The sequence below is a fragment of the Enterobacter sp. N18-03635 genome, assembly GCF_004006055.1.
GTDB classification, from domain to species: Bacteria; Pseudomonadota; Gammaproteobacteria; order Enterobacterales; family Enterobacteriaceae; genus Enterobacter; species Enterobacter vonholyi.
This window is the reverse complement of the sequence record NZ_CP034769.1, coordinates 4,412,378-4,438,114: the sequence shown is the minus strand read 5'-3', so window position 1 is coordinate 4,438,114 and position 25,737 is coordinate 4,412,378. Positions and strand designations below refer to the sequence as shown.

16 protein-coding genes, 3 tRNA genes, 3 rRNA genes and 1 riboswitch are annotated in these 25,737 nt (G+C 55.4%); of the genes, 14 read left to right on the top strand and 8 right to left on the bottom strand.

Features of this window, described 5'->3' with window-relative positions:
- A complete protein-coding gene (gene argB, locus ELK40_RS22060; protein ID WP_090420882.1) occupies window positions 1-777 on the bottom strand; it encodes an acetylglutamate kinase in 777 nt (258 codons plus the stop codon).
- Window positions 778-783: 6 nt separating this feature from the next.
- Window positions 784-1,788 carry an N-acetyl-gamma-glutamyl-phosphate reductase gene (argC, locus tag ELK40_RS22055; protein WP_127732629.1) on the bottom strand — a complete coding sequence of 335 codons (1,005 nt, stop codon included), beginning with the start codon at window positions 1,786-1,788 and terminating at the stop codon, window positions 784-786.
- 88 nt (window positions 1,789-1,876) lie between these two features.
- Here argC and argE point away from each other — a divergent pair, with 88 nt between their 5' ends.
- The 3 genes from argE to katG all read left to right on the top strand — a co-directional run bounded on the left by argE (window position 1,877) and on the right by katG (window position 6,506).
- On the top strand, window positions 1,877-3,028 hold the full coding sequence (gene argE, locus ELK40_RS22050; RefSeq protein ID WP_127732627.1) for an acetylornithine deacetylase: 1,152 nt from the start codon (window positions 1,877-1,879) through the stop codon (window positions 3,026-3,028).
- 262 nt (window positions 3,029-3,290) lie between these two features.
- Window positions 3,291-4,178 carry a methylenetetrahydrofolate reductase gene (metF, locus tag ELK40_RS22045; RefSeq protein WP_023309676.1) on the top strand — a complete coding sequence of 296 codons (888 nt, stop codon included), beginning with the start codon at window positions 3,291-3,293 and terminating at the stop codon, window positions 4,176-4,178.
- A 147-nt stretch (window positions 4,179-4,325) separates the two neighbouring features.
- The gene (katG, locus tag ELK40_RS22040; RefSeq protein WP_115876990.1) at window positions 4,326-6,506 is read left to right on the top strand and encodes a catalase/peroxidase HPI; all 2,181 of its coding nucleotides are present in this window, start codon (window positions 4,326-4,328) and stop codon (window positions 6,504-6,506) included.
- Between the two features lie 84 nt (window positions 6,507-6,590).
- On the opposite strand, the gene ELK40_RS22035 is transcribed toward katG, so the two are convergent.
- The 4 genes from ELK40_RS22035 to ppc form a co-directional block, all read right to left on the bottom strand.
- A complete protein-coding gene (locus ELK40_RS22035) occupies window positions 6,591-7,694 on the bottom strand; it encodes a glycerol dehydrogenase (protein WP_115876991.1) in 1,104 nt (367 codons plus the stop codon).
- A gap of 12 nt (window positions 7,695-7,706) precedes the next feature.
- Window positions 7,707-8,369, bottom strand: coding sequence for a fructose-6-phosphate aldolase (gene fsa / locus ELK40_RS22030; RefSeq protein ID WP_115876992.1), 663 nt, complete (start codon window positions 8,367-8,369; stop codon window positions 7,707-7,709).
- Between the two features lie 128 nt (window positions 8,370-8,497).
- The gene (locus ELK40_RS22025; RefSeq protein WP_127732625.1) at window positions 8,498-9,262 is read right to left on the bottom strand and encodes an AraC family transcriptional regulator; all 765 of its coding nucleotides are present in this window, start codon (window positions 9,260-9,262) and stop codon (window positions 8,498-8,500) included.
- Window positions 9,263-9,356: 94 nt separating this feature from the next.
- Complete coding sequence (gene ppc / locus ELK40_RS22020; protein WP_127732623.1) at window positions 9,357-12,008, bottom strand: phosphoenolpyruvate carboxylase; 2,652 nt, start codon at window positions 12,006-12,008, stop codon at window positions 9,357-9,359.
- A 489-nt stretch (window positions 12,009-12,497) separates the two neighbouring features.
- Here ppc and oxyR point away from each other — a divergent pair, with 489 nt between their 5' ends.
- Window positions 12,498-13,415, top strand: a complete 918-nt coding sequence (oxyR, locus tag ELK40_RS22015; RefSeq protein ID WP_008501786.1) for a DNA-binding transcriptional regulator OxyR — start codon at window positions 12,498-12,500, stop codon at window positions 13,413-13,415.
- Here oxyR and sthA read toward each other — a convergent pair.
- Complete coding sequence (sthA, locus tag ELK40_RS22010; protein WP_008501785.1) at window positions 13,398-14,798, bottom strand: Si-specific NAD(P)(+) transhydrogenase; 1,401 nt, start codon at window positions 14,796-14,798, stop codon at window positions 13,398-13,400. The genes oxyR and sthA overlap by 18 nt on opposite strands.
- A gap of 196 nt (window positions 14,799-14,994) precedes the next feature.
- Here sthA and fabR point away from each other — a divergent pair, with 196 nt between their 5' ends.
- On the top strand, window positions 14,995-15,633 hold the full coding sequence (gene fabR / locus ELK40_RS22005) for an HTH-type transcriptional repressor FabR (RefSeq protein ID WP_008501784.1): 639 nt from the start codon (window positions 14,995-14,997) through the stop codon (window positions 15,631-15,633).
- Between the two features lie 9 nt (window positions 15,634-15,642).
- The gene (locus tag ELK40_RS22000; protein WP_008501783.1) at window positions 15,643-16,002 is read left to right on the top strand and encodes a YijD family membrane protein; all 360 of its coding nucleotides are present in this window, start codon (window positions 15,643-15,645) and stop codon (window positions 16,000-16,002) included.
- A gap of 52 nt (window positions 16,003-16,054) precedes the next feature.
- On the opposite strand, the gene trmA is transcribed toward ELK40_RS22000, so the two are convergent.
- Window positions 16,055-17,155: a tRNA (uridine(54)-C5)-methyltransferase TrmA gene (gene trmA, locus ELK40_RS21995; RefSeq protein WP_127732621.1), complete on the bottom strand. Its 1,101-nt coding sequence runs from the start codon at window positions 17,153-17,155 to the stop codon at window positions 16,055-16,057.
- Between the two features lie 104 nt (window positions 17,156-17,259).
- A riboswitch (cobalamin riboswitch) is annotated at window positions 17,260-17,436 on the top strand.
- A gap of 65 nt (window positions 17,437-17,501) precedes the next feature.
- Here trmA and btuB point away from each other — a divergent pair.
- The 8 genes from btuB (at window position 17,502) to ELK40_RS21955 (ending at window position 25,737) form a co-directional block, all read left to right on the top strand.
- The gene (btuB, locus tag ELK40_RS21990; RefSeq protein WP_127732619.1) at window positions 17,502-19,355 is read left to right on the top strand and encodes a TonB-dependent vitamin B12 receptor BtuB; all 1,854 of its coding nucleotides are present in this window, start codon (window positions 17,502-17,504) and stop codon (window positions 19,353-19,355) included.
- On the top strand, window positions 19,300-20,151 hold the full coding sequence (murI, locus tag ELK40_RS21985) for a glutamate racemase (RefSeq protein WP_127732618.1): 852 nt from the start codon (window positions 19,300-19,302) through the stop codon (window positions 20,149-20,151). Before btuB ends, murI begins: the two co-directional genes overlap by 56 nt.
- A 381-nt stretch (window positions 20,152-20,532) precedes the next feature.
- Window positions 20,533-22,074, top strand: a 16S ribosomal RNA gene (locus ELK40_RS21980).
- Window positions 22,075-22,143: 69 nt separating this feature from the next.
- Window positions 22,144-22,220 (top strand) — tRNA-Ile (locus tag ELK40_RS21975).
- A 43-nt stretch (window positions 22,221-22,263) separates the two neighbouring features.
- A tRNA-Ala gene (locus ELK40_RS21970) sits at window positions 22,264-22,339 on the top strand.
- Window positions 22,340-22,509: 170 nt separating this feature from the next.
- A 23S ribosomal RNA gene (locus ELK40_RS21965) occupies window positions 22,510-25,415 on the top strand.
- 73 nt (window positions 25,416-25,488) lie between these two features.
- Window positions 25,489-25,604: ribosomal RNA gene (rrf, locus tag ELK40_RS21960) — 5S ribosomal RNA — on the top strand.
- The 16S, 23S and 5S rRNA genes sit together here with 3 tRNA genes alongside, the layout of an rRNA operon.
- 56 nt (window positions 25,605-25,660) lie before the next feature.
- Window positions 25,661-25,737 (top strand) — tRNA-Asp (locus ELK40_RS21955).

The following is a 25,737-nucleotide window of genomic DNA, read 5'->3' as shown; positions in this document are numbered from 1 at the left end:
TTACGCCAGAATACGCGTGCCAATCGGCGTGCCGTTAAACAGCGCAGGCAGTTGTTCCGCGTGACGCCATGAGGCGATATCCACCGGGCGGCCCAGCGTGCGTGCGGCATCCAGCGCGGCGTTCACTTTGACGATCATGCCGTCGGTAATAATGCCCTGGGCAATCAGCTGCTCGGCTTTCTCAGCCGTCATTTCCGCAATGCGCTGGCCTTTTCCGTCCAGAATGCCGCTCACGTCGGAGAGAAGGATCAGATCCGCGCCCAGCGTTGCCGCGAGCGCGGTTGCTGCCTGGTCAGCGTTGACGTTCATCAGCTCGCCCTCTTCGGTCACGCCGATTGAGCTCACCACCGGCAGGAAACCCCCTTCCAGCAGCGTATTAATCAGCTTAGGCGAACCAGGCTGCGCCAGTCCAACGTGGCCGAGCTCTTCGTCGAGCTGGGTCACTTTTACGCTGTCGCCATCGCCCAGATAGAGGCCAACGGACGCGATGTGGTGTTTCTTCGCCCACGCCAGCAGCGTTTTGTTCGCCGTACCCGCCAGCGCGCCGGTAATGATGTCAATCTGGTCAGCAGGCGTCACGCGCAGGCCGTTTTTCTTTTTCACCGGCAGGTTGAGCCCTTTCATCAGCTCATCCACCACGCAGCCGCCGCCGTGCACAATCACCAGCGGACGTTGATGTGACTCGCGATAGTTCACCAGCGCGGTAAACAGACGCTCCAGCGCTTCTTCGCTATCCAGCAGTACACCACCGAGTTTGATAATTAATGGGTTCATCATCACACCTTAAATAAGAGCCTGCGTTTCCGGGAAACCGAAACGAATATTTGCACACTGCATTGCCTGTGCGGCAGCGCCTTTCAGTAAGTTATCTTCTGCGGCCACCACGATGAGATGCTCACCTTGAACGGCAAAGCCGATATCGCAGAACGGCAGACCGACCACGTTTTTCAGCGCCGGCACGCCTTTGTCGTACAGGCGCACCAGCGGTTTGTCCGCATACGCCTGCGTGAAGGCCTCGTTCACCTGCTCTTTGGTCACGCCCGGTTTCAGGCGGCAGGTGATGGTTTCGAGGATCCCACGCGGGAAGCTGCCCAGGTGCGGGGTGAAAATGACGTCCGCGCCCAGATGCGTCGTGATTTCAGGGTGATGACGGTGATTAAACACGCCATACGGCTGAAGGCTCACTTCGCAGAAGCTGTTGGAGATCGCCGCCTTGCGGCCTGCACCGCTCACGCCGCTGGTGGCGTTGATCACTGGCCACTGGCTCAGATCCAGCAGGCCTGCGTCGATCAGCGGCTTCAGGGAAAGCTGCGCTGCAGTCGGGTAGCAGCCCGGAACGGCAATCAGGTCAGCTTCTTTCAGTTTGTCTGCGCTCCACTCCGCCAGGCCGTACACCGCTTTTTCCAGCAGATCCGGATGCTGATGGGTGAAACCGTAATATTTTTCGTAGAACGCGCCGTCGTTAACGCGGAACGCGCCGGAGAGGTCGAGGACCACGCAGCCAGACGCCAGGAACTGCGGCGCCAGGTCGTGGCTGACCTCGTGCGCGGTGGCTAAAAACACCACGTCGACGCCGTCGGTAAACTCGCTGATGTCAGACATGGGCTGCAGCGGCAGATCGACCTGGCCCTTAAGCTGCGGATGCAAATCGGAAATTAACTTTCCTGCATCATTGCTTTGCGCTGACACGGTCAAAGCGGTTATGGTCATATGTGGATGGCGATTCACGTAGCTTACAAGCTCTGCGCCCGCATAACCGCTAGCGCCTACAATCAGCGTATTCAACATCGGGTTCCTTTATGCTCAACGTTAATGTATTTTTATTCACATTTATTGCATGAATATTGATACTATCACGACCTAAGGTGTGTCAACAATGAAAATGAACTTACCGCCATTTATCGAGATCTACCGCGCCCTGATTGCCACACCGTCCATCAGCGCAACGGAAGAAGCGCTGGATCAGAGCAATGAGTCTTTAATCAATCTGCTGGCGGGTTGGTTTAGCGATCTTGGGTTTAACGTTGAGGTTCAGCCCGTTCCCGGAACCCGCCACAAATTTAACCTGCTCGCCAGCACCGGAACCGCTGCGGGCGGCCTGCTGCTGGCCGGTCATACCGACACCGTGCCGTTTGACGATGGCCGCTGGACGCGCGATCCGTTCACCCTGACCGAGCATGACAACAAGCTCTACGGTTTGGGCACCGCCGACATGAAAGGCTTCTTCGCCTTTATCCTCGACGCGCTGCGTGACGTGGACGTGACGAAGCTGAAAAAACCGCTCTACATTCTGGCGACCGCTGATGAAGAAACCAGCATGGCTGGCGCGCGCTACTTCTCTGAAAACACGTCGATTCGCCCGGATTGCGCGATCATCGGCGAGCCGACGTCGTTGCAACCGATTCGCGCGCACAAAGGCCATATCTCTACGGCCGTGCGCGTGCTCGGCCAGTCCGGCCACTCCAGCGACCCGGCGCGCGGCGTGAACGCCATTGAGCTGATGCATGACGCCATCGGGCGCATCATGGCCCTGCGCGACGATCTGAAAGAGCGCTATCACTATGACGCGTTCACCGTGCCGTATCCGACCCTGAACCTCGGCAGCCTGCACGGCGGCGATGCCTCGAACCGTATATGCGCCTGCTGCGAACTGCATATGGACATCCGCCCGCTGCCGGGTATGACCCTCAGCGATCTCGACGGCCTGCTGAATGAGGCGCTGGCCCCGGTGAGCGAGCGCTGGCCGGGCCGCCTGACGGTCTCCGAACTGCATCCGCCGATCCCGGGTTACGAATGCCCGCCGGACCATCAGCTGGTTGAGGTGGTGGAAAAGCTGCTCGGTGAGAAAACCGACGTGGTGAACTACTGCACCGAAGCGCCGTTTATTCAGACGCTTTGCCCTACGCTGGTCCTTGGCCCCGGCTCCATCAACCAGGCGCACCAGCCGGATGAATATCTGGAAACCCGCTTTATCAAGCCAACCCGCGAACTGATTACTCAGGTTGTGCATCACTTCTGCTGGCATTAAAACCGCACCGTACACCCCATAGGGAGAAGACTGCCTGGTGCGGTCTTTTCCCCTTTACCCAAAGGGCAGTAAGGTCCTGGGCAGGGGATGTCTCACTCCCCATCATGAACTTTCTTCATCTTGTCTGAGCAAACCTCACCGTTATTGTTGATTATTTATGTTGACGTCCCTCTGCTTTTCCGTCATTTTTACATCTGGACGTCTAAACGTATAGAAGTTCACAAGACAACAGACAACGACATGTGATTGATAGAGGTAAGGTATGAGCTTTTTTCACGCCAACCAGCGGGAAGCACTGAATCAGAGCCTGGCCGAAGTAAACGGTCAGATTAACGTCTCTTTTGAATTTTTCCCGCCGCGCACCAGTGAAATGGAGCAAACCCTGTGGAGCTCTATCGATCGTCTCAGCAGCCTGAAGCCGAAGTTCGTTTCCGTGACTTACGGCGCTAACTCCGGCGAGCGCGATCGTACGCACAGCATTATCAAAGGCATCAAAGATCGTACCGGTCTGGAAGCGGCGCCGCACCTCACCTGTATCGACGCGACCCGCGACGAGTTACGGGCTATCGCCCAGGATTACTGGAATAACGGCATCCGTCATATTGTCGCACTGCGCGGTGATCTGCCGCCGGGCAGCGGTAAGCCGGACATGTATGCCGCCGATCTGGTCGCGCTGCTGAAAGACGTGGCTGATTTTGATATCTCCGTTGCCGCTTATCCTGAGGTGCATCCGGAAGCGAAAAGCGCCCAGGCCGATCTGCTTAACCTCAAGCGTAAAGTGGACGCCGGCGCGAATCGCGCCATTACCCAGTTCTTCTTCGATGTCGAAAGCTATCTGCGCTTCCGTGACCGCTGCGTCTCCGCGGGCATCGACGTTGAAATTATCCCAGGTATTCTGCCGGTCTCTAACTTCAAGCAGGCGAAGAAATTCGCTGATATGACCAATGTCCGCATTCCGCTGTGGATGTCCAAAATGTACGAAGGGCTGGACGATGACCCGGAAACCCGCAAGCTGGTGGGGGCTAATATCGCGATGGACATGGTGAAAATTTTAAGCCGTGAAGGAGTGAAAGATTTCCACTTCTACACGCTAAACCGTGCGGAAATGAGCTACGCCATCTGCCACACTCTGGGCGTTCGCCCCGCGTAAAACACCAAAAGCCCTCTTAAATTGAGGGCTTTTTAATAGGGCAAAAAGTTAAAAGGTATCAGCTATCGAATCTGTGGATTAATTCAACTATAACTTATTGCTAGTGGTGTATATCGTAACGGTAACACTGTAAAAGGGAGCATAGCGATGAGCACGTCAGACGAGACCAATAAAGCGGCATCAGTCGGCAAATGCCCGTTCCACCAGGGCGGCGTCGATCACAGCGCGGGCGCAGGTACAGGCAGCCGCGACTGGTGGCCAAAACAACTCCGCATCGATCTTCTTAACCAACATTCCAATCGTTCGAACCCGCTGGGTGAAGACTTCGACTACCGCAAAGAATTCAGCAAACTTGATTACTCCGCCCTTAAAGGCGACCTCAAAGCACTCTTAACCGACTCTCAACCGTGGTGGCCTGCCGACTGGGGCAGCTATGCGGGCCTGTTTATCCGTATGGCCTGGCACGGCGCGGGTACCTATCGCTCCGTTGACGGACGCGGTGGGGCTGGACGCGGTCAACAGCGCTTTGCGCCGCTGAACTCCTGGCCGGATAACGTAAGCCTGGATAAGGCGCGCCGTCTGCTGTGGCCCATCAAGAAAAAATACGGTCAAAAAATTTCCTGGGCTGACCTGTTTATCCTCGCGGGTAACGTGGCGCTGGAAAACTCGGGTTTCCGCACCTTTGGTTTTGGTGCCGGACGTGAAGACGTCTGGGAACCGGATCTGGACGTGAACTGGGGTGATGAGAAAGCCTGGCTGACCCACCGTGACCCGGAAGCGCTGGCGAAGCGTCCGCTGGCTGCCACCGAAATGGGCCTGATCTACGTCAATCCGGAAGGGCCAAACGCCAGCGGCGAACCGCTGTCAGCGGCGGCAGCGATTCGCGCCACCTTTGGCAACATGGGTATGAACGACGAAGAGACCGTGGCGCTGATTGCAGGCGGCCATACCCTCGGCAAAACCCACGGCGCGGGTGAAGCCACCCACGTGGGAACTGACCCGGAAGCCTCACCGATTGAAGCGCAGGGCCTCGGCTGGGCGAGCACGCTCGGCACGGGCGTGGGCGCTGATGCTATTACCTCCGGTCTGGAAGTCATCTGGTCACAAACTCCGACCCAGTGGAGCAACTACTTCTTCGAGAACCTGTTTAAATTCGAATGGGTGCAGACCCGCAGCCCGGCGGGAGCGATTCAGTTTGAAGCCGTGGATGCGCCGGAAATCATGCCTGACCCGTTCGACCCGTCCAAAAAACGTAAGCCAACGATGCTGGTTACCGACCTGACGCTGCGTTTTGACCCGGAATTCGAAAAGATTTCCCGCCGTTTCCTGAACGACCCGCAGGCCTTTAACGAAGCCTTCGCGCGCGCGTGGTTCAAACTGACCCACCGCGATATGGGACCAAAATCGCGTTACCTCGGCCCGGAAGTGCCGAAAGAAGATCTGATCTGGCAGGACCCGCTGCCGGAGGCGGTATTCAATCCGACCAAAGAGGACATTGAAAGTCTGAAGGCGGAAATTGCGGCCTCTGGCCTCTCCGTGAGCGAGCTGGTTTCTGTGGCCTGGGCGTCGGCATCGACCTTCCGCGGTGGCGATAAGCGTGGCGGCGCCAACGGTGCGCGTCTGGCGCTTGCTCCTCAGCGTGACTGGGACGTGAACGCCGCAGCGGTTCGTGCGCTGCCGGCTCTGGAGGCTATCCAGCGCACCACCAACAAAGCCTCTCTGGCCGACATTATCGTGCTGGCGGGCGTGGTAGGCGTTGAGCAGGCCGCAAAAGCGGCGGGCGTTTACGTCAACGTTCCGTTTACGCCGGGACGCGTGGATGCGCGTCAGGATCAGACGGATATCGAGATGTTTAACCTGCTCGAACCGGTTGCTGATGGCTTCCGCAACTACCGTGCGCAGGTGGATGTGTCCACGACGGAATCCCTGCTGATTGATAAAGCCCAACAGCTGACGCTGACCGCACCGGAGCTGACGGTGCTGATCGGCGGTCTGCGCGTGCTGGGTACCAACTTTGATGGCAGTAAGAACGGCGTGTTCACCAACCGCGAAGGCGTGCTGAGCAATGATTTCTTCGTGAACCTGCTGGACATGAATACCCAGTGGAAGGCGACCGACGAATCAAATGAGCTGTTTGCCGGAAGCGATCGCGCCAGCGGTGAAGTGAAATATACCGCCACCCGCGCCGATCTGGTCTTCGGTTCAAACGCCGTGCTGCGCGCGCTGGCCGAGGTTTATGCCAGTGATGATGCACACGAGAAGTTTGTCCGCGACTTCGTTGCAGCATGGGCGAGGGTAATGGATCTGGACCGGTTTGACGTGAAGTAACCCTTGTGCCGGGTGGCGGCTACGCCTTACCCGGCCTACGGGCAAAAAAATCCCCGCCGATGCGGGGATTTTTATTCATGCCAGTTACTCCCACTCCTGCAGGAACCGCTGCCCATACTGGTCAGCCACCAGCAGCGCCGCGTAAACCTGATCCGGCGACACGCCGCCAGGCATATTGTGGATGGTTTCTCCTTCCGCACAGGACGCCTCTGCAATCAGCCGCATTTTGGCCGGAATATCTTGTTTAATATTTAGCTGTGCCAGCGTAATCGGCAGCCCCACGCTGTGGCAAAGCGCCGCGACGGTCTCTATTTCTTCTACCGGCGCGTTTTCCAGCACCAGCTGCGTCAGCGTACCAAACGCCACTTTTTCGCCGTGATAGAAGTGGTGCGCGTCCGGTACCGCCGTCATACCGTTATGAATAGCGTGTGCCGCCGCCAGTCCGCCGCTTTCAAATCCTACGCCGCTAAGATAGGTGTTGGCTTCGATAATGCGTTCCAGCGCCGGTGTTACTACATGCTGTTCCGCTGCAAGCATGGCCTTTTCACCCTCTTCAATCAGCGTGTTGTAGCACAGCTCGGCCAGCGCGAGTGCAGCCTGCGTGCATTTGCCGCCCGCCATGGTGGTCGCACCGCTGCGCGAGCAGGCGCGTGCTTCAAACCAGGTCGCCAGCGCATCGCCAATCCCGGCGGCCAGCAGACGTGCCGGCGCACCTGCTACCACTTTGGTATCCACAATGACCATGTTCGGGTTGTGCGGCAGCATCAGGTAGCGATCGAACTCGCCGCTGTCGGTGTAGATAACGGAAAGGGCGCTGCACGGCGCATCGGTGGAGGCAATAGTCGGTGCAATGGCGACGGGCACGTCCATAAAGTGAGCCAGCGCTTTGGCGGTATCCAGCGTTTTACCGCCGCCGATGCCCAGGACTGCCAGGCAGTCGGCGCCGTCGGCCAGTTTTTTCAGCCGATCGATTTCATTTTGTGAACACTCGCCGCCAAATGGCGCTATTTCGGCATAGAGTTCCGCATTTTTAAAACTCTGACGCAGGGTCTCTTCGGCAAAACCCAGCACAAATTTATCGCCGACAACCAGCCAGCGATTGGCCAGGGGTTTCAGATAGTCGCCGAGACGGGTAAGCACATCAGCGCCCTGGATATATTTTCCCGGCGATTGAATGATACGGTCCATAACAGTTCTCCCTTAGAGATTGAGGTTACCAAACGCGTTTTTCCAGTCTTGCTCGAACTTCTCTACGGCTGACTCTACCGCCGGTGTGCCGAGCATTTGTTGCGCTACGTCTAAGGGAAGCGTGATTGCCTCGCATCCCGCCAACAGGCAGTCCAGCGCCTGACGCGGCGTTTTGAAGCTGGCGGCCAGCACTTTGCTTTCCGGCGCGTGCAGTTCCAGTAGGGATTGCAGCTCCTGGACCATGCGAATGCCATCACCGCCCTGAGCGTCAACGCGGTTTACGTACGGCGCGACATACTTCGCGCCTGCCAGTGCGGCAAGCAAGCCCTGCGCCGCGCTGTAAACGGCGGTTCCCAGCGTGGTTATCCCCTCTTTTTTCAATGCTTTAATCGCGATGAGCCCCTGAGCCGTCACCGGGATTTTCACCACAATTTCCGGGATGGCGTTACTTAAACGTTTGGCTTCCTCCACCATGCCTTCTGCGTCGCGGCTCATGGTTTGAGCAAACAGCGTGCCTTCTGGCCCGATGGCTTTTTGCAGGCGCGGCAGCACGTCCCAAATGGATTCACGGCTGGCGGCAATGATGCTCGGATTGGTGGTGACGCCCGCTATGGGAAAAATGCGCGCCAGGCGTTCAACTTCCGCCACGTTGGCGGTATCCAGGTACAGTTCCATTATTTTTCCTTAAGTCAGAAAGGTTGAATAAAGGATAAGGCGTGGGCAGGCAGAGCGGATACAGGCCAATTTTGCTAAATACTGGACAAATGTAATGTCCTTAACGAAGTGCGAGAGCGATCACAGTGCTATTTTTTGGCGATCAGCTGACTGTGGTACTGACGTCGATATTCGGAAGGGGAACGTTCGGTGTGCTTGCGAAAGAGACGGCAAAAGTAGTTGCTGTCCGTAAATCCGCAGCGTGGGGCGATATCTTTAATTTTGAGATCGTAGCCTTTCAGCAGCTGGCGCGCATGTTCCAGGCGCATTTTTGTTAAATACTCATTGAATCCGACGCTGCCGACTTTCTGGAATAGATGGGAAAGGTAGTTTGGTGTGATGTAGAACGCCTGTGCCACGGATTCGCGAGTTAACAAAGAGGCATAATTTTCTTCGATATAGCTCCGAACGGCTTCGAATAGTGCCCGGCTACGGCTGTCGGTATGAATTTCGCTGCCAAGCAGATCCCGGCAGTGGCTGAGCAAGCTTAAAACCACCAGCCTTGCTGTGTCCTGCTCCTCAGGCTGCATCTGTAATTCGGTAAGCGTTTGAAGAAGAAAAGCCCCCGTTCGCGGGCCGCGTCGGGCAATCTGGAGCTGCTGTAAAAGCGTATTGTCATGCTGTAACTCGATAGTCAGCAGCTGCTTACCGAAATGTATGCTCAGGGCGTGAGGCGCGGGAGGCGTGATTTGTCCAAAAAAAGAAAACATAGCCTCGCAGGGGGTATCAAGGGTAATGCCGAGGCAGGGAGAGGTCCGGGGGTGCTGTTCAGCCAGCGCTGAGAAATGAATCTGACCCAGCGGTAACGTGCGGTTCACCAGGTCAGTCAAAATTTGGGTGATATCGGAATGCATAAGGAGACTACCGAATTTTGCCGGGTGGCGCTAACGCTTACCCGGCCTACTTATCGTAGGCCCGTGCAAGCGCAGCGCCGCCGGGCGTAAAGCATTAGCCGGTGTTACGCATACCCGCCGCAACGCCCGCAATCGTCACCATCAGCGCCTGTTCAACACGTGGATCCGGCTCTTTCCCTTCTTCTTCCGCCATACGCGAACGGTGCAGCAGCTCTGCCTGCAGGACGTTCAGCGGGTCGGTGTAGATGTTACGCAGTTGAATAGACTCGGCAATCCACGGCAGGTCCGCCATCAGGTGTGAGTCGTTGGCGATGTCCAGCACCACTTTGATGTCGCCTTCCAGCAGTTCGCGCAGCTCTTTGCCCAGCGCCCACAGCTCAGGTTTCACCAGACGCTGATCGTAGTATTCCGCCAGCCACAGGTCAGCTTTCGAGAAGACCATCTCCAGCATGCCCAGACGGGTAGAGAAGAATGGCCAGTCGCGACACATGGTCTCCAGCTCGCTCTGTTTACCGTCTTCCACCACTTTTTGCAGCGCGGCACCGGCACCCAGCCAGGCGGGCAGCATCAAACGGTTTTGCGTCCAGGCGAAGATCCACGGGATCGCGCGCAGAGACTCTACGCCACCGGTCGGGCGACGCTTCGCAGGACGTGAGCCCAGCGGCAGTTTACCCAGCTCCTGCTCAGGCGTGGCCGAGCGGAAGTAAGGAACGAAATCTTTGTTTTCACGCACGTAGCCGCGGTACAGATCGCAGGAGATGTCAGACAGCTCGTCCATGATATGGCACCAGGATGCTTTCGGCTCCGGCGGCGGCAGCAGGTTTGCTTCCAGGATAGCGCTGGTATAAAGCGACAGGCTGCTGATGGTCACTTCCGGCAGACCGTATTTGAAGCGGATCATCTCGCCCTGCTCGGTGACGCGCAGGCCGCCTTTCAGGCTTCCCGGCGGCTGTGACAGAAGGGCTGCATGTGCAGGTGCGCCGCCACGGCCAATCGAGCCACCGCGTCCGTGGAACAGGGTCAGCTCGATACCGGCTTTCTCGCAGGTTTTGATCAGGGCATCCTGCGCCTGATACTGCGCCCAGGATGCCGCCATCACGCCTGCATCTTTCGCGGAATCGGAATAGCCGATCATCACCATCTGTTTGCCCTGGATAAAGCCGCGGTACCAGTCGATATTCAGCAGCTGGGTCATGACATCGTTGGCGTTATTCAGGTCGTCGAGGGTCTCAAACAGCGGGGCGACCGGCAGGGCGTAGTCGATTCCTGCTTCTTTCAGCAGAAGATGAACGCCCAGCACGTCGGATGGGGTTTTCGCCATGGAGATCACATAGGCGGCGACCGATCCTTTCGGCGCGTCCACGATCGCTTTACAGGTGTTGAGCACCTCGCGGGTTTCGTTGCTTGGCTCCCAGTTGCGCGGCAGCAGAGGGCGCTTCGAGTTCAGCTCGCGGATCAGGAAGGCCTGTTTGTCGGCTTCGGACCAGCTTTCATAGTCGCCGATGCCGAGGTAGCGGGTCAGCTCGCCCAGCGCTTCGGTATGGCGGGTACTTTCCTGACGCACATCGATACGCACCAGCGGCACGCCGAAACACTTCACGCGGCGCAGGGTGTCGAGCAGTTCGCCGTTAGCGATGATGCCCATCCCGCAGGCCTGGAGTGATTTATAACAGGCGTACAGCGGCTCCCAGAGCTGTTCGTTCTGGCTGAGCAGGCCTTCTGGTTTTGGCAGGCGCTGACCTTTCAGACGCGCTTCCAGCCACGCCTGAGTGGCCATCAGCTGACCGCGCAGTTTTTTCATCAGGAAACGGTACGGTTCGCTGGCACCCTCTTCACCTGCCAGCGCGCGTAGTTCCGGCGTCGCTTCAACCATCGACAGCTCGGAGATCAGCACCTGAATGTCTTTCAGGAACAGGTCGGTCGCTTTCCAGCGGCTCAGCAGCAGGACGTGACGGGTAATTTCCGCGGTCACGTTCGGGTTGCCGTCGCGGTCGCCGCCCATCCATGAGGTGAAGCGGACCGGAACGAAATCGACCGGCAGGCGGTAGCCAAGGTTCTCTTCCAGCTGTTCGTTCAGCTCGCGCAGGTAGTTCGGCACCCCTTCCCACAGGCTGTTTTCCACCACCGCAAAGCCCCATTTAGCTTCGTCCACCGGGCTTGGGCGATGCTTACGAATTTCATCGGTGTGCCAGGACTGGGCAATAAGCTGGCGCAGACGGCGCATCAGCTGGTTGCGTTCGTAGTCGGCAATGTCTTTGTTATCCAACTGCTTCAGACAGTTGTTCACTTCCACCATTTTGTGGATCAGGGTGCGACGGGTAATTTCGGTTGGGTGTGCGGTCAGTACCAGCTCCAGCGAAAGCGACTCCACCGCTTTTTTGATGGTGGCCTCGTTGAGGTCTGGCTGGTCTTTCAGTTTACGCAGGGTGCGGGCAATGACTTCCGGGTTGCTTGCCGCTTCGCCATTCGGCGAAATGCTGTGGTATTGCTCAGCGGTATTGGCCAGGTTCAGGAACTGGCTGAATGCGCGCGCAACGGGCAGCAGCTCATCGTTAGAGAGGTTCTGCAAGGTGGTGAGCAGCTCCTGACGACTGGCCTCGTTACCGGCACGGGAAGATTTAGACAGCTTGCGGATGGTTTCAACGCGGTCGAGGATGTTCTCCCCTAACGCATCTTTGATGGTATCTCCAAGCACTTTGCCGAGCATACTGACATTACTACGCAACGCGGAATATTGTTCGTTCATAAAAACCCAGTCACCCCATCATTTTTGTTTATGCCCAGGCAAAAATTTTCTGGACATTATTTTGTCATCTCCCTTTATAAAGCCACGTAAAACCCCCGTCGTCAATTGCTGCGAAAACGGTTCAGCAAACGAATAAATGTGGGCAATTTACGAAATTTAATTCGCATTGCGTCAGATAAGAGATGCTTATGAAAATGTATGGGGGAAAGGGAGTAAACATTAAAAACGATCGCTTCGGTTGCCATTTTGTTTTTATATCCGGTCTTTTTTACGCAAAAAAAAGGCGGACCACGGGGTCCGCAAAAGTTCACGTTGGCTTTAGTTGTTCGAGTTTTGAGAGAAACTCGCTGACGGAGCGGGGACGTCAAGGGTCAAACACGTGCCGCCTCGTCTATGTGGTGTATTATTCAACAGAATGCTTGATAGGGATAATCGTTCGTTGCTATGCTATCTATCGCCATGAACTATCGTGGCGACGGAGGATGAATAATGAATATTCGTGATCTTGAATACCTGGTAGCGTTAGCCGAGCATCGTCACTTTCGCCGCGCGGCAGATTCCTGCCACGTCAGCCAGCCCACGCTGAGCGGCCAGATCCGCAAGCTGGAAGACGAGCTGGGCGTGATGCTGCTGGAGCGCACCAGCCGTAAGGTTCTGTTCACACAGGCAGGTCTTCTGCTGGTGGATCAGGCGCGCACCGTGCTGCGCGAGGTCAAAGTGCTCAAGGAAATGGCAAGCCAGCAGGGGGAGGCCATGTCCGGCCCGCTGCATATTGGCCTGATCCCAACCGTTGGCCCGTACCTGTTGCCGCACATCATTCCGATGCTGCACCAGACGTTCCCGAAACTCGAAATGTACCTGCACGAAGCGCAAACCCATCAGCTGCTGGCGCAGCTGGACAGCGGCAAGCTCGACTGCGCTATTCTGGCACTGGTAAAAGAGAGTGAAGCTTTTATTGAAGTGCCGCTGTTCGATGAGCCAATGATGCTGGCGATCTACGAAGATCACCCGTGGGCGAACCGCGATCGCGTGCCGATGGCCGATCTGGCCGGTGAAAAGCTGCTGATGCTGGAAGATGGCCACTGCCTGCGCGACCAGGCTATGGGCTTCTGCTTCGAAGCGGGTGCCGATGAAGATACCCATTTCCGGGCAACCAGTCTGGAAACGCTGCGTAATATGGTGGCGGCGGGAAGCGGTATTACGCTTCTGCCTGCGCTGGCGGTGCCGCACGAGCGTAAACGTGATGGCGTGGTCTATCTGCCGTGCATTAAGCCGGAACCGCGTCGTACGATTGGCCTGGTTTATCGTCCGGGTTCACCGCTGCGCAGCCGCTATGAGCAGCTGGCAGAGGCCATCCGCGGTGCAATGGATGGCCATTTTGACAGCGCGTTAAAACAGGCGGTTTAAGCCGTTCAGCGCGGCTACCCGATAGGCTTCCGCCATGGTCGGGTAGTTAAAGGTGGTGTTGACGAAGTACTCAATGGTGTTACCACCACCTTTCTGCTCCATGATTGCCTGGCCGATATGAATGATTTCCGCGGCGCGTTCACCGAAGCAGTGAATCCCGAGGATCTCTTTCGTCTCGCGATGGAACAGAATTTTCAGCGTTCCCACGCTCATCCCCACGATTTGCGCCCGCGCCAGATGTTTAAACTGCGCACGACCCACCTCGTAAGGCACCTTCATTGACGTTAGCTGCTGCTCGGTTTTCCCGACTGAACTGATTTCCGGGATGGTATAGATGCCCGTCGGAATATCTTCAATCAGGTGCGCCGTTGCTTCACCCTTCACCAGCGCCTGAGCGGCAATTCGGCCCTGATCGTAGGCAGCAGAGGCCAGGCTCGGGTAGCCAATCACGTCGCCGACCGCGTAGACGTGCGGCAGGGCGGTCTGATACATGCTGTTGACCTTGAGCTGACCACGGCTGTCGGTCTCAAGCCCGATATTTTCCAGCTGCAGGGAATCGGTGTTGCCGGTACGGCCGTTGGCGTACAGCAGGCAGTCTGCTTTCAGCTTCTTGCCGGACTTCAGGTGCATGATCACCCCGTCGTCACAGCCTTCAATTTTCTCGTACTCTTCGTTGTGGCGAATCACCACGCCGCTGTTCCAGAAGTGGTAGGAGAGGGAGTCAGACATCTCCTGATCGAGGAAAGCCAGCAGGCGGTCGCGGGTGTTGATCAGGTCAACTTTGACGTCCATCCCGCGGAAGATCGACGCATATTCGCAACCAATGACCCCTGCGCCATAGATAATGACGTGGCGGGGTTCATGGTGCAGGCTCAGAATCGAATCGCTGTCGTAGACGCGCGGGTGCGAGAAATCGACGTCGGCGGGATGGTACGGGCGTGAACCGCAGGCAATCACAAATTTTTCAGCCGTGATGGTTTCAACCGAACCGTCGTGGCATTCGAGTGCCAGGGTGTGTTCATCCACAAAATGCGCGTTGCCCTGCAAAATTTCACAGTGGTTACGCTCATAAAATCCCTGACGCATGCGTGTCTGCTGGTTAATAACGGTGTCCGCGTGATTCAGGATGTCAGCAAAGGATGAACGAAGAAGTCGGGAGTGGTCGCTGTAAAGAGGGTTCTGGTTAAATTCGATAATGCGGCTAACGGCGTGGCGGAGGGCTTTCGAAGGGATGGTGCCCCAGTGGGTGCAACCGCCGCCGACATTATGGTAGCGCTCGATGACCGCTACTCTGGCTCCCTGTTTCACCAGACCCATAGCAGCACCTTCGCCGCCGGGGCCGGAACCAATAACTATTGCGTCGTAATCGTAGGAATGTGGCATGGTAAGGCTTACCTGTTCTTATACATAAAAGCAACAGAATCATAACATCATTGCCGGAGTAACCCAATTATCGTTGTGCTTTTTTCCGGCAGTGGAGCACAAACCGCACGTAAACAATCATTCACAAAGCCAGACAAACAGATTAATTTTATTCTCTGGTATAGTGCCATCAGGCCTTTGGAAGGATTCAACTATCGTGATGGGCGTAAGAGCACAACAAAAAGAGAAAACCCGGCGTTCGCTGGTGGAAGCCGCATTCAGTCAACTGAGTGCTGAGCGGAGTTTTGCCAGTTTGAGCCTGCGCGAAGTCGCACGCGAGGCCGGGATTGCGCCAACGTCCTTCTATCGTCATTTCCGTGATGTGGATGAACTGGGCCTGACTATGGTCGACGAGAGCGGTCTGATGCTGCGCCAGCTGATGCGCCAGGCGCGTCAGCGTATCGCCAAAGGGGGCAGCGTGATCCGCACCTCCGTATCGACCTTTATGGAATTTATCGGCAATAACCCCAACGCGTTTCGTCTGCTTCTGCGCGAGCGTTCGGGCACATCGGCGGCGTTTCGTGCCGCCGTCGCGCGTGAAATTCAGCATTTCATCGCGGAACTTGCCGACTATCTTGAACTCGAAAACCATATGCCGCGTGCCTTTACTGAAGCACAGGCTGAGGCGATGGTGACGATTGTTTTCAGCGCGGGTGCCGAAGCGCTGGACGTCAGCATTGAACAACGCAAGCAGCTCGAAGAGCGACTGGTATTGCAGCTCAGGATGATCTCCAAAGGCGCGTACTACTGGTATCGCCGTGAACAAGAGAAACTGGCACATCAAACCGAAGAGTGAAGGTGAGTAATGAAACAGTCAGGTCAGGATAAAGGGACGCTGTTGCTGGCATTGATCGCTGGCTTATCCATTAATGGTACGTTTGCCGCTATTTTTAGCTCAATCGTTCCATTTTCGATTTTCCCGCTTATAGCGCTGGTGCTGACGGTTTACTGCCTGCATCAACGTTACCTGAACCGCACCATGCCGGTGGGGTTACCGGGGCTGGCCGCTGCCTGCTTTATTCTGGGCGTATTGCTGTATAGCACCGTGGTTCGCGCGGAGTATCCGGATATCGGCTCTAACTTCTTCCCTGCGGTACTGTCTGTGGCGCTGGTGTTCTGGATTGGCTCGCGCATGCGTAGCCGCAAGAGCCAGTTACCGGAGTAGAGAATTTTGTAGGGCAGGTAAGCGAAGCGCCACCTGCCAAAATGCCGGATATTTACTTAGCCGTCAGAAGTACGCCGCACTCCATATGGTGCGTATACGGGAACTGATCGAACAGTGCCAGACGTTCAACCTTGTGCGTCTGGCCTAACGTTTCCAGGTTCTTGCACAGGGTCTCCGGATTACAGGAGATGTACAAAATACGCGGGTACGCCTGCACCATCTTCTTGGTTTCGCTGTCCAGGCCACTGCGCGGCGGGTCTACAAAAATCGTCTCACACTGGTAGCTCTTCAGATCGATCCCTTCCAGGCGGTTAAACTGGCGTACGCCGTTCATCGCCTGCGTGAATTCTTCCGCGGCCATACGAATGATCTGCACGTTGTCGATATGGTTAGCGGCAATATTGTACTGCGCGGCGGCTACCGACGGCTTGGCGATTTCCGTTGCGAGGACGCGGTCGAAATTACGCGCCAGCGCCAGCGAGAAATTGCCGTTACCGCAGTAGAGCTCAAGCAGATCGCCCGTTGACCCTTCCGTCACCTTCAGCGCCCACTCCAGCATCTGCACGTTCATCGCGGCATTCGGCTGGGTGAAGCTGTTTTCCACCTGACGATAGACCATCTCTTTACCCGCCACAGGCAGGCGCTCGTCGACGTAGTCCTGATCCAGCATGATTTTGGTTTTTGTCGCCCGGCCAATCAGGTGAACGTTGATGTTCTGCGCCCGTAGCGCATCGCGCAGCGCTTCTGCCTGCTCGCGCCACTCGTCGTTCAGGGCTTTGTGGTACAGCAGGGAGACAATCGCCTGATTGCTTTGCGTGGTCAGGTAGTCAATCTGGAACAGCTTGTTACGCAGCATCGGATTGTTGCGCACGCCGTCCATTATCAGCGTCATCAGCTGGTTGATAAGCTCACTCGCTGCCGGGAAGCTGTCCACGCGGATACGGGACTTCGTCTGCTGATCGAAAATGATGTGGTACAGGTCGTCACCGTCGTGCCAGATGCGGAATTCGGCGCGCATGCGGTAGTGGCTGACTGGAGAGCGGAACACCTCGGGAACGGGCGCGTTGAAAGGCGTCATCATACTTTGCAGGCGGACAACTTTTTCTGCCAGCTGCGCGTCGTACTGTTCTGTCGGGAGGTGTTCTGGGGTCATGATGCGTCCTGAGTGATAAAGAATTACGCGGCGATTGTAGGCATTGTTCAGGGGATGTCCAGATTTAATGGGCAATAGCTGTCTGGACATCCATACGTGTCTAATTGTAGCATTCTGTTTCCGGTCTCCTGAGAGTGAAAAGGGAATCCAGTGTAAATCTGGAGCTGACGCGCAGCGGTAAAGACTGGCGGGATGAGCGTTGTAGACACTGTGAAAATGGGAAGTCTTCATCCTTATATAGCCACCTAGCCCGAAGACCTGCCGGGATCACGTCGCATTTGGTTTCATCATCGCGTGCTATCGATGAGGCCTGCGGCATCCTTCTTATATTGTGGATGCTTTAACAATGATTAAAAAAGTATCGCTGTTGACGGCGTTGTCCGTCACGGCATTTTCGGGCTGGGCGCAGGATAGCGCAGACTCGTTGGTGGTGACGGCAAATCGTTTTGAACAACCGGCAAAAACTGTTCTGGCACCGACGTCCGTCGTGACGCGTGAAGACATTGAGCGCTGGCAGGCAAAGAGCGTGGTGGAAATCATGTCACGTCTGCCTGGCGTGGATATCGCGCAAAGCGGTGGAATGGGCTCGAACTCTTCGACTTTTATTCGCGGAACGGAATCTCGCCATGTGCTGGTGCTGATTGACGGTATTCCTTTGAATAACGCCGGGATCAGCAACGTTCCCGATCTGAGCCAAATCCCGACCTCGCTGATTCAGCGTATTGAGTACATCGGTGGTCCGCGTTCGGCCCTGTATGGCTCCGATGCGATTGGCGGCGTGATCAACATCATCACCGGACGTGACAAGCCGGGTGCGGAAATCTCAGCGGGCGTCGGCTCTAAGGGTTATCAGACCTATGACGGCGCTTTCCAGCAGGTGCTGGATAAAACCAAAATCACCATGGCGGGTAACTACACCTATACCCGTGGTTTTGATATTGATGCCAAAGATGCTCCGCGCCAGCCGGACCGCGATGGCTTTATGAGTAAATCGCTGTACGGCTCTGTGGAACAGCAGATTACCGACAGCGTGAGCGGCTTCTTCCGTGGCTTTGGTTATGACAACCGCACCGCGTACGACGGTTACGATCACTACGACGACAACTTTATGGTGGATGGACGACCTGATACTCGCCAGCTCTATAGCCAGAACTGGGATACCGGTCTGCGTTACAACCAGGGGATTTTCCAGTCACAGCTGGTCGCGGGTTACGGTCGCAGTAAAGATCAGAACTATGATCCGAAGAAAGGGCGTTACGCTGATTCCGCCACCATGGATGACGTGAAGCAGTACACCACCCAATGGCTCAACACCGTGGAAGTCGGTCACGGCAACATTGGCGCAGGTCTGGACTGGCAAAAGCAGAAGACGCAGGCCGGAACGGGCTACCTGGATAAAGGTTACGAGCAACGCAATACCGGCGTGTTTGTTTCGGCAATGCAGCAGTTCAGCAGCGTGACGCTGGAAGCGGCGGCGCGTAATGACGACAACTCCAACTTTGGTAACCATGGCACATGGCAAACCAGCGCGGCGTGGGAGTTTGTGGATGGCTATCGCGTGATTGCCTCCTACGGTACCGCATTTAAAGCACCAACCATGAGCCAGATCCACAGCGCCTCTTATGGTAACCCGGACCTCAAACCGGAAGAGAGTAAGCAGTGGGAAGGGGGCTTTGAAGGTCTGACGGGACCGGTCAACTGGCGTATCACCGGCTATCGCAATGACATTGATAATCTTATTAACAGCGATCCGCATACGTATCGTTACTACAATGTTGACGAAGCACGTATTAAAGGTGTGGAAGCGACGGCACAGTTCGATACTGGCCCGGTCGGACATCAGATTTCATATGATTACGTCGACCCGCGTAATGCCAAAACCAACGAAGTACTGGCCCGCCGTTCTAAGCAGCAGGTTAAGTACCAGCTTGACTGGCAGGTATGGGATCTCGACTGGAACCTTGCCTACCGTTATCTGGGCACCCGCTATGATGTCGCGATTGATCCTGACACCTATTCGTCAGAACGCGTGAAAATGGGCGGTGTCAGCCTTTGGGATGTCGCAGTTTCGTATCCTGTCACCTCACATCTCACAGTTCGTGGTAAAATAGCCAACCTGTTCGATAAAGATTACGAGACAGTTTATGGCTACCAAACTGCAGGACGGGAATACACCTTGTCTGGCAGCTACACCTTCTAATCCGCGTCCCACCGTGCTGGTGTTTGATTCCGGCGTCGGTGGGCTTTCGGTCTATGATGAGATTCGGCATCTCCTGCCGGATCTCCATTACATCTACGCCTTCGATAACGTCGCTTTCCCGTATGGGGAAAAGAGCGAAAATTTTATTGTTGAGCGTGTGGTTGAAATCGTCACTGCGGTACAAAAACGCTATCCCCTTGCGCTGGCCGTCATCGCCTGTAATACGGCGAGCACCGTTTCTCTTCCCGCCCTGCGTGAAAAATTCCAGTTCCCGGTTGTGGGCGTCGTCCCTGCAATAAAGCCTGCCGCGCGTCTGACGGCGAACGGCATAGTGGGTTTGCTGGCAACGCGAGGCACGGTAAAGCGTCCTTATACCCGCGAGCTGATCGACCGTTTTGCTAACGAATGTCAGATTGCGATGCTGGGCTCGGCCGAGCTGGTGGAGATGGCCGAAGCGAAGCTGCATGGAAAGGCGGTATCACTCGACGAGCTGCGTCGTATTCTTCGTCCGTGGCTGCGGATGCCCGAACCTCCGGATACCGTTGTGCTGGGCTGTACCCACTTCCCGCTATTACAGGAAGAGTTATTGGAGGTGTTACCGGAGGGGACGCGCCTGGTGGATTCGGGTGCGGCTATCGCTCGTCGTACTGCCTGGCTGCTGGAACACGAAGCGCCGGATGCGAAATCTACCGATGCGAATATCGCGTTTTGTATGGCTATCACGAAAGAGACTGAGCAACTTTTACCCGTTTTACGCCGTTATGGCTTTGAAACGCTTGAAAAACTGGCGCTATAGCACGGTTTTGAGCAAAAAAGAGACGGTTGAAAGTTTTTTTTAAAAGAGGGGTTGTCAACGTCTGAGAACTCCCTATAATGCGCCTCCACTGACACGGAACAACGGCTTACAGGCCGCCGGGTTAGCGGGGTTCAGAGATGAACGCCAGCAGAGAAAAGCGAAAATAATCACTTGACTCTGAACGAGGAAAACGTAATATACGGGACCTCGCAACGGTGAGCGAAAGCCGCGTTGCACTGCTCTTTAACAATTTATCAGACAATCTGTGTGGGCACTCAAAGTGACATGGATTCTTAACGTCCTCGGACGAAAAATGAATACCAAGTCTCTGAGTGAACATACGTAATTCATTACGAAGTTTAATTCACGAGCATCAAACTTAAATTGAAGAGTTTGATCATGGCTCAGATTGAACGCTGGCGGCAGGCCTAACACATGCAAGTCGAGCGGCAGCGGAAAGTAGCTTGCTACTTTGCCGGCGAGCGGCGGACGGGTGAGTAATGTCTGGGAAACTGCCTGATGGAGGGGGATAACTACTGGAAACGGTAGCTAATACCGCATAACGTCGCAAGACCAAAGAGGGGGACCTTCGGGCCTCTTGCCATCAGATGTGCCCAGATGGGATTAGCTAGTAGGTGGGGTAACGGCTCACCTAGGCGACGATCCCTAGCTGGTCTGAGAGGATGACCAGCCACACTGGAACTGAGACACGGTCCAGACTCCTACGGGAGGCAGCAGTGGGGAATATTGCACAATGGGCGCAAGCCTGATGCAGCCATGCCGCGTGTATGAAGAAGGCCTTCGGGTTGTAAAGTACTTTCAGCGGGGAGGAAGGCGATAAGGTTAATAACCTTGTCGATTGACGTTACCCGCAGAAGAAGCACCGGCTAACTCCGTGCCAGCAGCCGCGGTAATACGGAGGGTGCAAGCGTTAATCGGAATTACTGGGCGTAAAGCGCACGCAGGCGGTCTGTCAAGTCGGATGTGAAATCCCCGGGCTCAACCTGGGAACTGCATTCGAAACTGGCAGGCTAGAGTCTTGTAGAGGGGGGTAGAATTCCAGGTGTAGCGGTGAAATGCGTAGAGATCTGGAGGAATACCGGTGGCGAAGGCGGCCCCCTGGACAAAGACTGACGCTCAGGTGCGAAAGCGTGGGGAGCAAACAGGATTAGATACCCTGGTAGTCCACGCCGTAAACGATGTCGACTTGGAGGTTGTGCCCTTGAGGCGTGGCTTCCGGAGCTAACGCGTTAAGTCGACCGCCTGGGGAGTACGGCCGCAAGGTTAAAACTCAAATGAATTGACGGGGGCCCGCACAAGCGGTGGAGCATGTGGTTTAATTCGATGCAACGCGAAGAACCTTACCTACTCTTGACATCCAGAGAACTTAGCAGAGATGCTTTGGTGCCTTCGGGAACTCTGAGACAGGTGCTGCATGGCTGTCGTCAGCTCGTGTTGTGAAATGTTGGGTTAAGTCCCGCAACGAGCGCAACCCTTATCCTTTGTTGCCAGCGGTTAGGCCGGGAACTCAAAGGAGACTGCCAGTGATAAACTGGAGGAAGGTGGGGATGACGTCAAGTCATCATGGCCCTTACGAGTAGGGCTACACACGTGCTACAATGGCGCATACAAAGAGAAGCGACCTCGCGAGAGCAAGCGGACCTCATAAAGTGCGTCGTAGTCCGGATTGGAGTCTGCAACTCGACTCCATGAAGTCGGAATCGCTAGTAATCGTAGATCAGAATGCTACGGTGAATACGTTCCCGGGCCTTGTACACACCGCCCGTCACACCATGGGAGTGGGTTGCAAAAGAAGTAGGTAGCTTAACCTTCGGGAGGGCGCTTACCACTTTGTGATTCATGACTGGGGTGAAGTCGTAACAAGGTAACCGTAGGGGAACCTGCGGTTGGATCACCTCCTTACCTTAAAGAACCTGCCTTTGCAGTGCTCACACAGATTGTCTGATGAAAAACAGCAGTAAAAATCTCTGCAGGCTTGTAGCTCAGGTGGTTAGAGCGCACCCCTGATAAGGGTGAGGTCGGTGGTTCAAGTCCACTCAGGCCTACCAAACTCCTTTTAAAGGATGAGCGGTACAGAGATTGCAAAACGATGGGGCTATAGCTCAGCTGGGAGAGCGCCTGCTTTGCACGCAGGAGGTCTGCGGTTCGATCCCGCATAGCTCCACCATCTTTTACTGCAAACACAAGAAAACTTCAGAGTGAACCTGAAAAGGTGCACTGCGAAGTTTTGCTCTTTAAAAATCTGGATCAAGCTGAAAATTGAAACGACACATCTTAATGGTGTGTTCGAGTCTCTCAAATTTTCGCAATCAGAAGTGAAACATCTTCGGGTTGTGAGGTTAAGCGACTAAGCGTACACGGTGGATGCCCTGGCAGTCAGAGGCGATGAAGGACGTGCTAATCTGCGAAAAGCGCCGGCGAGGTGATATGAACCTTTGACCCGGCGATGTCCGAATGGGGAAACCCAGTGTGATTCGTCACACTATCGTTAACTGAATACATAGGTTAACGAGGCGAACCGGGGGAACTGAAACATCTAAGTACCCCGAGGAAAAGAAATCAACCGAGATTCCCCCAGTAGCGGCGAGCGAACGGGGAGCAGCCCAGAGTCTGAATCAGCTTGTGTGTTAGTGGAAGCGTCTGGAAAGTCGCACGGTACAGGGTGACAGTCCCGTACACGAAAGCACACAGGCTGTGAACTCGAAGAGTAGGGCGGGACACGTGGTATCCTGTCTGAATATGGGGGGACCATCCTCCAAGGCTAAATACTCCTGACTGACCGATAGTGAACCAGTACCGTGAGGGAAAGGCGAAAAGAACCCCGGCGAGGGGAGTGAAAAAGAACCTGAAACCGTGTACGTACAAGCAGTGGGAGCACCTTCGTGGTGTGACTGCGTACCTTTTGTATAATGGGTCAGCGACTTATATTCTGTAGCAAGGTTAACCGTATAGGGGAGCCGAAGGGAAACCGAGTCTTAACTGGGCGTTAAGTTGCAGGGTATAGACCCGAAACCCGGTGATCTAGCCATGGGCAGGTTGAAGGTTGGGTAACACTAACTGGAGGACCGAACCGACTAATGTTGAAAAATTAGCGGATGACTTGTGGCTGGGGGTGAAAGGCCAATCAAACCGGGAGATAGCTGGTTCTCCCCGAAAGCTATTTAGGTAGCGCCTCGTGAACTCATCTTCGGGGGTAGAGCACTGTTTCGGCTAGGGGGCCATCCCGGCTTACCAACCCGATGCAAACTACGAATACCGAAGAATGTTATCACGGGAGACACACGGCGGGTGCTAACGTCCGTCGTGAAGAGGGAAACAACCCAGACCGCCAGCTAAGGTCCCAAAGTCATGGTTAAGTGGGAAACGATGTGGGAAGGCACAGACAGCCAGGATGTTGGCTTAGAAGCAGCCATCATTTAAAGAAAGCGTAATAGCTCACTGGTCGAGTCGGCCTGCGCGGAAGATGTAACGGGGCTAAACCATGCACCGAAGCTGCGGCAGCGACGCTTATGCGTTGTTGGGTAGGGGAGCGTTCTGTAAGCCGTTGAAGGTGTGCTGTGAGGCATGCTGGAGGTATCAGAAGTGCGAATGCTGACATAAGTAACGATAAAGCGGGTGAAAAGCCCGCTCGCCGGAAGACCAAGGGTTCCTGTCCAACGTTAATCGGGGCAGGGTGAGTCGACCCCTAAGGCGAGGCCGAAAGGCGTAGTCGATGGGAAACAGGTTAATATTCCTGTACTTGGTGTTACTGCGAAGGGGGGACGGAGAAGGCTATGTTAGCCGGGCGACGGTTGTCCCGGTTTAAGCATGTAGGCGGAGGTTCCAGGTAAATCCGGTACCTTATTAACGCTGAGGTGTGATGACGAGGCACTACGGTGCTGAAGTAACAAATGCCCTGCTTCCAGGAAAAGCCTCTAAGCATCAGGTAACACGAAATCGTACCCCAAACCGACACAGGTGGTCAGGTAGAGAATACCAAGGCGCTTGAGAGAACTCGGGTGAAGGAACTAGGCAAAATGGTGCCGTAACTTCGGGAGAAGGCACGCTGATATGTAGGTGAAGCCCCTGCGGGTGGAGCTGAAATCAGTCGAAGATACCAGCTGGCTGCAACTGTTTATTAAAAACACAGCACTGTGCAAACACGAAAGTGGACGTATACGGTGTGACGCCTGCCCGGTGCCGGAAGGTTAATTGATGGGGTTAGCGGTAACGCGAAGCTCTTGATCGAAGCCCCGGTAAACGGCGGCCGTAACTATAACGGTCCTAAGGTAGCGAAATTCCTTGTCGGGTAAGTTCCGACCTGCACGAATGGCGTAATGATGGCCAGGCTGTCTCCACCCGAGACTCAGTGAAATTGAACTCGCTGTGAAGATGCAGTGTACCCGCGGCAAGACGGAAAGACCCCGTGAACCTTTACTATAGCTTGACACTGAACACTGGTCCTTGATGTGTAGGATAGGTGGGAGGCTTTGAAGCGTGGACGCCAGTCTGCGTGGAGCCGTCCTTGAAATACCACCCTTTAATGGCTGGTGTTCTAACGTAGACCCGTGATCCGGGTTGCGGACAGTGTCTGGTGGGTAGTTTGACTGGGGCGGTCTCCTCCCAAAGAGTAACGGAGGAGCACGAAGGTTAGCTAATCCTGGTCGGACATCAGGAGGTTAGTGCAATGGCATAAGCTAGCTTGACTGCGAGAGTGACGGCTCGAGCAGGTGCGAAAGCAGGTCATAGTGATCCGGTGGTTCTGAATGGAAGGGCCATCGCTCAACGGATAAAAGGTACTCCGGGGATAACAGGCTGATACCGCCCAAGAGTTCATATCGACGGCGGTGTTTGGCACCTCGATGTCGGCTCATCACATCCTGGGGCTGAAGTAGGTCCCAAGGGTATGGCTGTTCGCCATTTAAAGTGGTACGCGAGCTGGGTTTAGAACGTCGTGAGACAGTTCGGTCCCTATCTGCCGTGGGCGCTGGAGAATTGAGGGGGGCTGCTCCTAGTACGAGAGGACCGGAGTGGACGCATCACTGGTGTTCGGGTTGTCATGCCAATGGCACTGCCCGGTAGCTAAATGCGGAAAAGATAAGTGCTGAAAGCATCTAAGCACGAAACTTGCCCCGAGATGAGTTCTCCCTGAGACTTTAAGTCTCCTGAAGGAACGTTAAAGACTATGACGTTGATAGGTCGGGTGTGTAAGCGCAGCGATGCGTTGAGCTAACCGATACTAATGAACCGTGAGGCTTAACCTTACAACGCCGAAGATGTTTTGGCGAAGAGACAGAACAATCAAATTTCAGCCTGATACAGATTTAACAGAATTTGCCTGGCGGCTTTAGCGCGGTGGTCCCACCTGACCCCATGCCGAACTCAGAAGTGAAACGCCGTAGCGCCGATGGTAGTGTGGGGTCTCCCCATGTGAGAGTAGGGAACTGCCAGGCATCAAATTAAGTAGTAAGCCGGTGCATTAATCCGGTGGTTACAAGCAGTCTTCGGTGGAGCGGTAGTTCAGTCGGTTAGAATACCTGCCTGTCACGCAGGGGGTCGCGGGTTCGAGTCCCGTCCGTTCCGCCA